10 protein-coding genes are annotated in these 11,493 nt (G+C 69.9%); all 10 read left to right on the forward strand.

All coding sequences use genetic code 11. From position 1 onward, the window contains the following. Nucleotides 1-6 precede the first annotated feature (6 nt). Complete coding sequence (gene flhB, locus ACYX7E_RS15555; protein WP_462081502.1) at nt 7-1,173, forward strand: flagellar biosynthesis protein FlhB; 1,167 nt, start codon at nt 7-9, stop codon at nt 1,171-1,173. Next, nucleotides 1,170-3,254 carry a flagellar biosynthesis protein FlhA gene (flhA, locus tag ACYX7E_RS15560; protein WP_462081503.1) on the forward strand — a complete coding sequence of 695 codons (2,085 nt, stop codon included), beginning with the start codon at nt 1,170-1,172 and terminating at the stop codon, nt 3,252-3,254. Before flhB ends, flhA begins: the two co-directional genes overlap by 4 nt. A 71-nt stretch (nt 3,255-3,325) precedes the next feature. Next, nucleotides 3,326-5,056 carry a flagellar biosynthesis protein FlhF gene (gene flhF, locus ACYX7E_RS15565; RefSeq protein WP_462081504.1) on the forward strand — a complete coding sequence of 577 codons (1,731 nt, stop codon included), beginning with the start codon at nt 3,326-3,328 and terminating at the stop codon, nt 5,054-5,056. Beyond that, complete coding sequence (locus tag ACYX7E_RS15570) at nt 5,046-5,903, forward strand: MinD/ParA family protein (protein WP_462081505.1); 858 nt, start codon at nt 5,046-5,048, stop codon at nt 5,901-5,903. Before flhF ends, ACYX7E_RS15570 begins: the two co-directional genes overlap by 11 nt. Then, nucleotides 5,900-6,658 (forward strand): RNA polymerase sigma factor FliA, encoded by a 759-nt coding sequence (locus ACYX7E_RS15575; protein WP_462081506.1) that lies wholly within the window; start codon nt 5,900-5,902, stop codon nt 6,656-6,658. The genes ACYX7E_RS15570 and ACYX7E_RS15575 overlap by 4 nt, the downstream gene beginning before the upstream one ends. A 176-nt stretch (nt 6,659-6,834) precedes the next feature. Continuing rightward, the gene (locus ACYX7E_RS15580; RefSeq protein WP_462081507.1) at nt 6,835-7,575 is read left to right on the forward strand and encodes a flagellar motor protein; all 741 of its coding nucleotides are present in this window, start codon (nt 6,835-6,837) and stop codon (nt 7,573-7,575) included. A gap of 10 nt (nt 7,576-7,585) precedes the next feature. After that, nucleotides 7,586-8,566: a flagellar motor protein MotD gene (gene motD, locus ACYX7E_RS15585; RefSeq protein WP_462081508.1), complete on the forward strand. Its 981-nt coding sequence runs from the start codon at nt 7,586-7,588 to the stop codon at nt 8,564-8,566. A gap of 1 nt (nt 8,567) precedes the next feature. Beyond that, nucleotides 8,568-9,341: a ParA family protein gene (locus tag ACYX7E_RS15590; RefSeq protein ID WP_462081509.1), complete on the forward strand. Its 774-nt coding sequence runs from the start codon at nt 8,568-8,570 to the stop codon at nt 9,339-9,341. Further along, the gene (locus ACYX7E_RS15595; protein WP_462081510.1) at nt 9,338-10,789 is read left to right on the forward strand and encodes a putative bifunctional diguanylate cyclase/phosphodiesterase; all 1,452 of its coding nucleotides are present in this window, start codon (nt 9,338-9,340) and stop codon (nt 10,787-10,789) included. Before ACYX7E_RS15590 ends, ACYX7E_RS15595 begins: the two co-directional genes overlap by 4 nt. 15 nt (nt 10,790-10,804) lie before the next feature. Next, nucleotides 10,805-11,461 carry a sensor histidine kinase gene (locus ACYX7E_RS15600; protein ID WP_462081511.1) on the forward strand — a complete coding sequence of 219 codons (657 nt, stop codon included), beginning with the start codon at nt 10,805-10,807 and terminating at the stop codon, nt 11,459-11,461. Nucleotides 11,462-11,493 lie beyond the last annotated feature (32 nt).

The raw sequence follows: 11,493 nt of genomic DNA on the forward strand, positions 1-11,493 counted from the left end.
GCCGCGATGAGCGAGAGCGACCAGGAAGACAAGACCGAACTTCCCACCGAAAAACGGTTGCGGGAAGCGCGCGAGAAAGGCAACGTGCCGCGCTCGCGCGAGCTGGCCAACGTCGCCGTGCTGGGCTGCGCGGTGCTGGCACTGAAAGCCACCGGCGGCCATATCGGCGAGTCCAGCCGGACCTGGATGCGCAATGCGCTGACCGTCGACCCGGCGATGCTGGATGCACCGGGTCAGTTGATCCCGCACGCGGTCGGGCTATTCGGCGGCCTGCTGGTAGTGATGCTGCCGCTGCTGCTGGCGGCGCTGGCGGCCTGCTTCATCGCCCCGGCGGTGATGGGCAGCCTGCAGTTCGCCAGCCAGTCGCTGAAGGTCGACTTCAACCGGCTCAATCCCAAGAACGGGCTGTCGCGGATCTACGGCAAGGAGGGCGCGGCCGAGCTGGTGCGCTCGCTGCTGCGGGTGCTGCTGATCGGCGGGGTCGGCACGCTGATGGTCTACCACGCGTTCTCGTCGCTGCTGGGCATGCCGCTGGCGTCGCTGGAGCAGGCGGTCGCCGGCGGCGTCGGCATCGCGATGAACGCGCTGCTGGCGATGGTCGGCGCGCTGGCCGCGCTGGCGCTGATCGACGTGCCCTGGCAGCACTACCAGTATCGCGCCAGGCTGAAGATGACCAAGCAGGAGATCCGCGACGAGCACAAGGAGTCCGAGGGCAACCCCGAACTCAAGGCGCGCGTGCGCCAGGTGCAGATGCAGATGTCGCGCCGGCGGATGATGGAGGCGGTCCCCGAGGCCGACCTGGTGCTGGTCAACCCGACCCACTACGCGGTCGCGCTCAAGTACAAGGCCGACAGCGGCATGCAGGCGCCGGTCGTGGTCGCCAAGGGCGTGGACGAAATGGCCCTGGCGATCCGTGCGCTGGCCGACCAGCACCGCATCGCGATCGTCGAGGCACCGCCGCTGGCACGATCCTTGTACAGACAGGCGCAGGTCGATCAGGAAATCCCGGTGAAGCTCTACGCCGCAGTCGCTCAAGTCCTCTCGTATGTGTACCAGCTGCGCGCCTGGGCGCCCGGCCGTGGGCCGATGCCGGCGCTGGCCGACATCGATGCCGGCCCCGAGGGCGCGGTCGACTACGACGCCGGCGGCGGCGTCAACGGGCCGTCGCGATGAGTGCGCAGCCGGGACGGTTATCCGTCGGCGGGGTCATGGGATCGATCAAGGGCGGCGCCGCGGCGCCGGTCGTGGTGCTCGCGCTGCTGGCGATGATCCTCGTGCCGCTGGCGCCGCCGGTGCTCGATGCGCTGTTCACGATCAACATCGCGCTGTCGCTGGTGGTGCTGCTGGCGGTGGTCTACGTGCGCAAGCCGCTGGACTTCTCGATCTTCCCCAGCGTGCTGCTGCTGGTCACGCTGCTGCGGCTGGCGCTGAACGTGGCCTCGACCCGTGTCGTGCTGCTGCACGGCCACAAGGGCCCGGGCGCCGCCGGCCACGTCATCGAATCCTTCGGCCAGTTCGTCATCGGCGGCAGCTTCGCGGTCGGCATCGTGGTATTCGCGATCCTGACCATCGTCAACTTCGTCGTCGTCACCAAGGGCGCCGGCCGCATCTCCGAGGTGTCGGCGCGCTTCATCCTCGACGCCCTGCCCGGCAAGCAGATGGCCATCGACGCCGACCTCAACGCTGGCCTGCTGACGCGCGAGGACGCCAAGCTGCGCCGCCAGGAGGTCCGCGACGAGGCCGACTTCTACGGATCGATGGACGGCGCCAGCAAGTTCATCCGCGGCGACGCCATCGCCGGCATCCTGATCCTGGTCATCAACATCGTCGGCGGCCTGCTGATCGGCATGCTGTCGCACGACATGGGCTTCGCCGAGGCCTCGCGCACCTACGTGCTGCTGGCGATCGGCGACGGCCTGGTCGCGCAGTTGCCGGCGCTGCTGATCGCCACCGCGGTCGCGATGCTGGTCACGCGCTCGACCGGCGAACAGGAAATGGGCGCCGCGGTCTCCAAACAGGTCTTCGGTCACCAGCGTGCGCTGACGGTGTCGGCACTGCTGATGGGCCTGATCGGCATCATCCCGGGCATGCCCAACCTGCCGTTCCTGATCCTGGCGGCCATCCTCGGCTTCGCCGCGTGGAAACTGCAGGCGCGCGAAGCCGCCGCGCCGCAGGCCGAAGCCGAAGCGGCCGCGGCCGCCGCCAGTGCCGCGACCTCGCCGATGGCCGAACTGAGCTGGGACGAGATCCGCCCGGTCGAACCGCTGGCGCTCGAGGTCGGCTACAAGCTGATCGCGCTGGTCGACAAGCAGCAGGGCGGCGAACTGCTGGCCCGGCTCAAGGGCGTGCGCCGCAAGCTGACCCAGGACATCGGCTTCCTGATCCCGGCCGTGCACGTGCGCGACAACCTCGAACTGGCGCCCGGCGAATACCGCGTGCTGGTGCATGGCGTGCCGCTGGCCGGCGGCGAGATCCATCCCGACCGCGAACTCGCGCTCGACCCCGGTCGCGTGTTCGGACCGCTCGACGGCATCTCCGGCAAGGACCCGGCGTTCGGCCTGGATTCGACCTGGATCCTGCCGAGCCAGCGCGCCCATGCCGAATCGCTGGGCTACACCGTCGTCGATGCCGCGACCGTCGTCGCCACCCACTTGTCGCACCTGGTGCGTGAGCGCAGCGCCGAACTGCTGGGCCACGACGAGGTGCAGCAACTGCTGGCAACCGTCGGCCGCAGCGCGCCGAAGCTGGTCGAGGACCTGACGCCCAAGCTGCTGCCGCTGTCGGTGGTGGTCAAGGTGCTGCAGTCGCTGCTGGCTGACCGCGTGCCGGTGCGCCAGATCCGCCAGATCGTCGAGGCCCTGCTCGAGCACGGCGCGCATACCCAGGACCCGTCGGTACTGACCGCCGCCGTCCGCGTCGCCCTGGGTCGCTTCATCGTGCAGGAGCTCAACGGCATGGCCGAGGAACTGCCCGTCTATACCCTGGCGCCGCAACTGGAACGTGTCTTGCAGGACTCCGTCAACGGCCAGGGCGCAGCGCTCGAACCGGGACTCGCAGAGCGGATGCACCAGAACCTCAGCGAGTGCGTCACCCGTCAGGAGAGCAAGGGCGAACCCGCCGTCCTACTCGTCCCCGGCGGGGTCCGTGCCTCGGTGGCGCGGCTGGTGCGGCACAGCGTTCCGTCGCTGTCCGTACTGGCCTACGCCGAGGTTCCCGAAGACAAGCGGCTGAGACTGGTCGGAGCGGTCGGTTAAGGCAGCGGCATCGCCGCACACATTAGCGCAGGGGTCGCGCCGGATATCCGGCGCCCCAAAGGAAGCAGCAGATGAAGATCAAGAGTTTCGTTGCCCCCGACATGCGGACCGCGCTGCGGAAGATCCGCGAGACGCTCGGCGCCGACGCGGTGATCCTGTCGACCAGGAGCACGCCCGAGGGCATCGAGGTCGTCGCCTCGCTGGGCTACGACGAAGCCGCGCTGGCCCGCGTGCTGCGCGCCGCCGAAGCCGATGAAGCCAGCGAAGCGCTAGCCGTCACTGCCCCTGCCGCCGCGCTCGCAACGCCGGTCCAGGTCGCACCGGCCTACGTCGCGTCGTCGCCTGTCGCACCCGTCTCGATCCCCGCCGCCGCGCAAGCGCCGGCCGGTCTGGCAGCCTCGCCGAACGCATCTGTCGGAACAGTCGCACCGCTCGCCGCCCCCGCGCCGGCAGCGCCGCCGCAGCGCACCGATCCGGCCGCCGCCTTCGCCGCCGCGCTCGACCACGGACGCCAGACCGCCGACGCCCAGGCCAACCTGCGTAACCGCGCGCTGGCCCGCCTGCGCGACAGCGACGGCCCGACACTGGACGAACTGACCGCCTCGATGCGCCCGGCCGCCGTCATCGCCGATGTCGCACGCTCGCTGCCGCTGCAGGCCACCGTCAACCTCGCGCCCGCCCTCGATGTCGACGACAGCAACAGCGACGACCTGCATGCCCTGCTCGACCAGGACACCGTGTCGTTCGCATCGCTGATCAACGCCGCCGCACCGGTGCCGGCGCCGACCGCCATCGTCCGCAAGCCGGTCGCGCATGCCGGCGTCTCGCCGCCCGCGCTGTCGTTGGTGCCGGCGATCGCCGACGACATCGAAGCGCCTGCGATCGTCGCGATGCGCGAAGAAATGGCGCAGATGCGCCAGCTGATGGAAATCCAGATGGCGCAGCTCGAGCGCGAGCGCCTGCGCGGCTCGCCCGCGCGCACCGCCGCGTTCGAAGCCATGCTCGGCTTCGGCTGCGACGAAGCGCTGGCACAGGCCGTCGCCGCCCAACTCGATCCGACGCTGCCGGTCGACGCGATCCATACGCCGATGATCGAAGCGCTGGCGCGCATGCTCGAGATCGCCGCGGCCGAACCGGTCGACGACGGCGGCGTCATCGCCCTGGTCGGGCCGACCGGCGCCGGCAAGACCACGACCGCGGCCAAGCTCGCGGCCCGTTTCGCCGCACGCCACCGCGCCCGCGACGTCGCCCTGATCACCACCGACTGCGAGCGCCCCGGCGCGCACGAGCAGTTGCAGGCGCACGGCCGCAAACTCGGCATCACCGTCTGCGAGGCCCGCGGAATGACCGGCCTGCAGCATGCGCTGGCGCAACTGGCGGACTACCCGCTGGTGCTGGTCGACACCACCGGCTACGCGCCCAACGATCGCGCCCTGTTCAACCAGATCCTCTGGCTGCGATCCACGCGCCGCGTCCGCAGCCTGCTGGTGCTGCCGGCCAACGGCAATCCGCAGGACATGCATGCGGTGATCCGCCGCTATCGTCCGTGCTCGCCGGAAGGCCTGATCCTGACCAAGCTCGACGAGACCGGCTATCTCGGCGCGGCCCTGTCGGTGACGGTGCGCAACGAGATGCCGATCGCCTACGTCACCAACGGCCAGCGCGCCGACCGCGATCTGGAATCGGGCAACCGCATGCGCATCGCCGAAGCGATGGCCAATGCCGGCCGTCCCGACCATGCCACAGCCCCTTCCCACCACGCCGACCTGCCGGCCCACAACGAGATCCGCAATGCCGTCTGATGCCGCCACCACGTCGATGCCACGCGTGATTGCCGTTGCCTCCGGCAAGGGCGGGGTCGGCAAGACCACGACCTCGGTGAACCTCGCCGCGGCGATGGTCAATGCCGGCCAGCGCACGCTGCTGCTCGACACCGACCTGGGTCTGGCCAACGTCGACGTCATGCTCGGGTTGTCGCCGCGCTTCACGCTGGCCGACGTCTTCGCCGGCCGCTGCGACCTCGCCGACACCATCCTCGAAGGCCCCAACGGGCTGATGGTCGTGCCGGCCGCGTCGGGCAAGCAGCACATGGCGCAACTGACCCCGCAGGAGCATGTCGGCCTGGTGCATGCGTTCTCCGAACTGGGCACGCCGATCGACACGATGATCGTCGACAACGCCGCCGGCATCGCCGATGGCGTGCTGACGTTCTGCCAGGCCGCGCACGACGTCATCGTGGTGGTCTGCGACGAGCCGGCATCGATCACCGATGCCTACGCGCTGATCAAGGTCCTCAACCGCGACCGCGGCGTGCAGCGCGTGCAGGTGCTGGCCAACCAGGTCCACGACGCCGCTGAAGGCCCGGCGCTGTTCGAGAAGCTCGAACGCGTGACCACCCGTTTCCTCGACGTGACCCTGCACCACCTGGGTTCGATCCCGCGCGACGAATGGCTGCGTCGCGCAGTGCAGCGCCAGGAAGCCGTCGTCGATGCGTTCCCGTCGGCACCGGCGGCCATCGCCTATCGCGACATCGCACGTCGCGCCCGTACCTGGCAATCGCCGGCGGGTCCGCGCGGACATGTCGAATTCTTCCTCGAGCGCCTGGTCTCCCCGGCCGTGGCGGCTGTCCCCGGGAGCGCCACCTCATGAACCCTGCCGCCGCCTGCTACCGGGCGCAACAGAACGGCTCGGCGGCCGACATCGTCGAACGCCATGGCGAACTGGTCCGGCGCATCGCCCACCACCTTGCCGCGCGGCTGCCGCCGAGCGTCGAGATCGACGACCTGGTGCAGGCCGGCATGCTCGGCCTGATCGATGCCGCGCGCAATTTCCAGGCCGACCAGGGCGCGACCTTCGAGACCTACGCCTCGATCCGCATCCGCGGCGCGATGATCGACGAGATGCGGCGCGGCGACTGGACCCCGCGTTCGGTGCACCGCAACTACCGCGAGATGATCGCGGCGGTCCGGCGGGTCGAACAGGAGACCGGGCACACCGCCACCCCGGCCCAGGTCGCCGCCGCGATGCAGATCCCGCTGGACGAATACCACCGCCTCGTCGAGGACGCCGCGCGCGGCCAGCTGGCAAGCCTGGACGCGCACATCGAAGCGCATGACGGCGAGCCGCGGCTGGCGACGCGCGACAACGCGACCCCGGCACGCAGCTTCGAGGACGAGGCCTTCCGCGTCGCCCTGGCCGAGGCCATCGAGGGCCTGCCCGAACGCGAGGGACTGGTGCTGTCGCTGTATTACGAGCAGGAACTCAACCTGCGCGAGATCGGCGCGGTGCTGTCGGTCAGCGAATCGCGGGTCTCGCAGATCCATGGTCAGGCCATGGTGCGCCTGCGCGCCCGGCTGGCGGAATGGAAGCCCGATCCGCCGCGCGACGACGCCTGGCCGACCTGAGGGCCGCATCGATCCCGTCACGGACCGGCGGCTGATCGCGGACCGGCCGTCCCTGCAAGCGCCCGCCCCCTGCCCCGGCCGGCGCCGGAATCCCGTCGCCCCCCGCCGGGGCGACGGCCTCGGGTCCACGTGAAGAAACCGCTTCAGAAATCCGAATCCCGACCGATAACGATTGCATGGACAAGCTCAGTGTCATTGGTGTCATTCTCGCGCTGGTCGCGCTGCTCATCGGCAGCGTGCTCAAGGGCGCGGGCTTGGCCAGCCTGTGGTCACCGGCCGCGTTCGTCATCGTGATCTGCGGCACCATCGCCTCGATCCTGATCCAGACCAGCCTGGTCACCTTCAAGCGCGCGATGAAGATCGCCCGATGGGTCTTCCAGCCGCCGTCGCAGGACCGCGCCGCGATCCTGGCGCGGATCGTCGAATGGTCCAACACCGCACGCAAGCAGGGCCTGCTCGGCCTGGAGGCGCAGGTCGCCACCCAGGACGACGAGTTCACCAAGAAGGGCCTGCAGATGGTCGTCGACGGCATCGCCCCGGACGCGATCCGCGCCGTGCTCGAGACCGACATGCACCACCAGAGCCAGAAGGACCTCGCCGCGGCCAAGGTCTTCGAAGGCATGGGCATCTACTCGCCAACGCTGGGCATCATCGGCGCCGTGCTCGGCCTGATCGCGGTCATGAAGAACCTCGCCGACCCGAGCAAGCTCGGCGGCGGCATCGCGGCCGCCTTTACCGCGACCATCTACGGCATCGGTGCGGCCAACCTGCTGTTGTTGCCGATGGCCAACAAGCTCAAGGCCCTGATCAACGCCCAGACCGAGGAACGCGAGATGATCGTCGAGGGGTTGATCGCGATCGCCCAGGGCGAGAACCCGCGCAACATCGAATCGCGCCTCAGCGGCTACGTGCACTGAGTCGCCGCCGATGGCCCGCAAGCACGTCCACGAAGAACACGCCAACCACGAAGCCTGGGCGATCCCCTATGGCGATCTGGTGACGCTGCTGCTGGCGTTCTTCGTGGTCATGTACGCGATCTCCTCGGTCAACGAAGGCAAGTATCGCGCGGTCTCGGACTCGCTCAATGCCGCGTTCGGCGGTCCGCCGCGCTCGGTCTCGCCGCTGCAGCTGGGCAAGAGCCAGCGCCTGGGGTCTTCGTTCGACCGCCCCTCGGTGGTCACCTCGGCCGCCAAGACCGGCCCGGCGCCGGCCAGCATGCTGATCCAGCAGCGCATGCAGCAGGCGCTCGACATGCCGCGCTACGCCGCCGGCGTCAACGGCCATGGCGCGACCCTGCTCGACAAGCAGGGCAAGGGCGAGCGCGACGGCGAAGGTGGGCTGGTCTCGCTGGGCAAGGACATCCAGGCCGCACTGTCGGAGTTGGTCGAGAAGAAGCTGGTCACCCTGCGCCGCGGCCAGAGCTACCTGGAAGTCGAGATCCAGAGCGACATCCTGTTTTCCAGCGGCGTCGCCGCGCCGAGCACGACCGCCGCCGAGACGATCCGCAAGATCGCCGCGGTGCTGCGCGATGTCCCCAACGCGGTCCGCGTCGAGGGCTACACCGACGACCAGCCGATCCGGACCGTGCAGTACCCGTCCAACTGGGAACTGTCGGCGGCGCGCGCGGCCAGCGTGGTCCATGTGCTTGCCGCCGAAGGCATTGCGCAGCCACGGATGGCCGCGATAGGGTATGGTGAATTCCAACCCATCGCCGACAATGCGACCGTGGATGGACGTAACGCCAATCGTCGCGTGATGCTGGTGATCCTTGCGGCCCCGCAAGGCCCCGATGCCGTGCCGTCGGCGGCCCCCGCCATTGCAATCTCCGGCACCCACGACGCGTCCGACACCCCAGACACCCCCAGCCCGAACGCACCGGCAACCGTCGCCGCCGCAGGGGAGCGCTGACATGGAAGTCTGGGCGATCGCGAACCAGAAGGGTGGCGTCGGCAAGACCACCAGTTCCTTGTGCCTGGCTCGCGGGTTGGCCGCCGATGGCAGCCGCGTGCTGCTGATCGACCTCGATCCGCATGCCTCGTTGACGCGCGCGTTCGGCATCGCCCGGCAACCGGCGCCGCAGGGCACCCACGAACTGTTCGTCCCGCAGCCGCCCCCGCTCGACAGCCTGGCGCGCAGTACCGCCGTCGAACGCCTGCGCCTGGTCGCCGCACAGTCCGCCCTGGCCACGCTGGAACGGCGCAGCGCGACCCAGCCCGGCCTCGGCATGGCGCTGCAGCGCGCCCTGCAGGGCGTGACCCCGCTGTACGACCATGTGCTGCTCGACTGCCCGCCGACGCTGGGGCTGTTGATGGTGAACGCCCTGGCCGCGGCCGACCTGCTGGTCTGCCCGACCCAGACCGACCCGCTGGCGCTGCATGGCCTGGCCGACATGCTGCGCACCGCCGACATGGTGCAGTCGTCGCGGCGGCGTCCGCTGCCGCGCTGCGTGCTGCCCACGCTGTTCGACCGCCGTACCAGCAGCAGCCAGCAAAGCCTCGAACACCTGCGCGGCCTGTACGATGCCCACGTCTGCCCGGGCCCGATCCCGATGGACACGCGCCTGCGCGACGCCCGCGCGATCGCCGCCAACGCAACGCTGGCCGGACAGGGCGCCGACGCCTATCGCGCCGCGCTCGACTGGATGCTCGCGCTGACCGGCGTCACCCAGAGTCGCGCCGCGTGACCCCGGCGCCGCACGACGAGATGATGGCCGACTATGTCGGCACCCTGCTCGAAGGACATCGCACCGACGAGGACGGGCTGACCGGCCTGCCGAACCGTGCCGGACTGCTGCGCGCGCTCGATGCGCGCCGCGAGGCCGGCATCGCGACCACCGTCGCCGTGCTGGGCATGGACAACTTCCGCTCGATCAGCGTGACCCTCGGGCCAGATACCGCCGACACCATGCTGCAGGTCGTCGCCGCCCGCCTGATGGCACGCCTGCCCGACGACGCCTTCCTCGCCCGCCTCGACGGCGACGAGTTCGCGATCGCGCTGCATACCCGCGGCCAGAAGCCCAAGGCCATCGAAGCGCTGTTGAACGCGATTTTGCTCGACCTCGCCCAACCCTGTGAAGTCGACATGCACCGCGTGCACCTGGATGCCTGCATCGGCCTGCTGCTCGATGGCAATGGCGAAGGCGACAGCGAGGGCGTCGTTGCCGATGGCGCGCTGGCCCCGCTGGTGCCGGCCAGCACCGATGTCGACGTACACGCCGACAGCCTGGAAATGGTCGCGCGCGCGCAACTGGCGATGCACTACGCCAAGCGCAGCCGCGGACAGTCGCTGCGCCGCTTCGAACCGAGCATGCGCACCGAGGCGATCGATCGCCGCAAGCTCGACCTCGAACTGCGCCGGGCGGTCAGCGAAGGCGAGTTCGAACTGTTCTACCAGCCGCAGATCGACCTCGAAAGCGGACGCCCGACCGGGGCCGAAGCCCTGCTGCGCTGGCGCCATCCCGAGCGCGGCCTGCTGATGCCCGCCGCCTTCATCGAAGCGCTTGCGATCAGCGGCATCGCGCCGACGATCGGCTGGTGGATCCTCGAACGCGCCTGCCACGACGCGGTCACCTGGCCGGCGGTCGATGGCCGGCACCTGACCGTCAGCGTCAACCTGTTCCCGTCGCAGTTCGGCCACGAGGATTTCCTGCACGAAGTCGATGCCGCGCTGCGCGGCAGCGGCCTGCCGCCGGAATGCCTGGAGCTGGAACTGACCGAGACCATCGCGCTGCGCGATGACGACGTCGCCGCGGCCACGCTACAGGCGCTGCGCCAGCGCGGCGTGCGCGCGGCCTACGACGACTTCGGCACCGGCTACGCCTCGCTGTCGATGCTGCACCACCTGGCGGTCGATCGCGTCAAGATCGACCACAGCTTCGTGCGCGATGTCATGGACGACCGCGGCGACGCGGCGATCGTGCGCTCGATCCTGCTGATCGCGCACAACTTCGACATGCAGGTCACCGCCGAGGGCGTCGAATCGGTGCAGCAGGCCGATTTCCTGCGTTCGCTGGGTTGCAACGAAGTGCAGGGCTACCTGTATTCCGAAGCGCTGCCGGTGCTCGACTTCGGCGCCTGGCTCGAGACCTACCAACGCGCCCGCGCGGCACCGCCGATGCGGTCCGTGGCGTAGACGCGACAGCGCGCCATGCCGACCCCGGACCGCCCCGATGTCGCACCCTCCGCCGCCACGGCCGCCCTGCTCGATGCGCTGGAGAACGACCGCCGTGCGCTCGCGCGCGACCTCCACGACGACCTCGGACAGATCCTGGCCGCGCTGCGCCTGAGCGCGCACGCCCTGGCGGCACAGCTGCAATCCCCGATCCAGCAATCGCTGACCGACGACATCCTGGTGCTGGCCGACGAAGCGGTGGTGCGCGTGCGCGCGATCGCGCATGGACTGCATCCGCCACAGCTCGACACGCTGGGACTGGCGGCGGCGCTCGAAGCCTTGTGCACGCTGCAGTCGCGCGGCGCGGTCGAGGTCGCGCTGCAGGCGCAGGCCACACTGCCGCGCGCGACACCGGCACGGGAACTGGCGCTGTACCGCATTGCCCAGGAAGCCATCGGCAACGCCCTGCGGCACGCCGGCGCGCGTCGCGTCCAGGTCGATCTCCATGCCGATGCCGATGCGCTGCGCCTCCGCATCAGCGACGACGGGCGAGGTTTCGATGTCGATGCTGCCCCCGGATTCGGCCGGCGCTCGATGCGCGAGCGCGCTACGCTGGCCGGCGGCCGGCTCGAGGAAACATCGTCAGGCAGCGGCACGCAGGTCGCCGCCCGCGTACCGTTGGGCGACGCTTGAACGCGCGCACGCGGCATGGCCGACGCCAACGC

The organism is Luteimonas sp. RIT-PG2_3, assembly GCF_054902115.1.

Bases quoted from the DNA above. Each gene is read 5' to 3' on its own strand.
- ACYX7E_RS15570 (WP_462081505.1), top strand. From the start codon at position 5,046: ATGCCGTCTGATGCCGCCACCACGTCGATGCCACGCGTGATTGCCGTT.
- ACYX7E_RS15575 (WP_462081506.1), top strand. From the start codon at position 5,900: ATGAACCCTGCCGCCGCCTGCTACCGGGCGCAACAGAACGGCTCGGCG.
- ACYX7E_RS15600 (WP_462081511.1), top strand. From the start codon at position 10,805: ATGCCGACCCCGGACCGCCCCGATGTCGCACCCTCCGCCGCCACGGCC.
- flhA (WP_462081503.1), top strand. From the start codon at position 1,170: ATGAGTGCGCAGCCGGGACGGTTATCCGTCGGCGGGGTCATGGGATCG.
- motD (WP_462081508.1), top strand. From the start codon at position 7,586: ATGGCCCGCAAGCACGTCCACGAAGAACACGCCAACCACGAAGCCTGG.
- ACYX7E_RS15590 (WP_462081509.1), top strand. From the start codon at position 8,568: ATGGAAGTCTGGGCGATCGCGAACCAGAAGGGTGGCGTCGGCAAGACC.
- ACYX7E_RS15580 (WP_462081507.1), top strand. From the start codon at position 6,835: ATGGACAAGCTCAGTGTCATTGGTGTCATTCTCGCGCTGGTCGCGCTG.
- flhF (WP_462081504.1), top strand. From the start codon at position 3,326: ATGAAGATCAAGAGTTTCGTTGCCCCCGACATGCGGACCGCGCTGCGG.
- flhB (WP_462081502.1), top strand. From the start codon at position 7: ATGAGCGAGAGCGACCAGGAAGACAAGACCGAACTTCCCACCGAAAAA.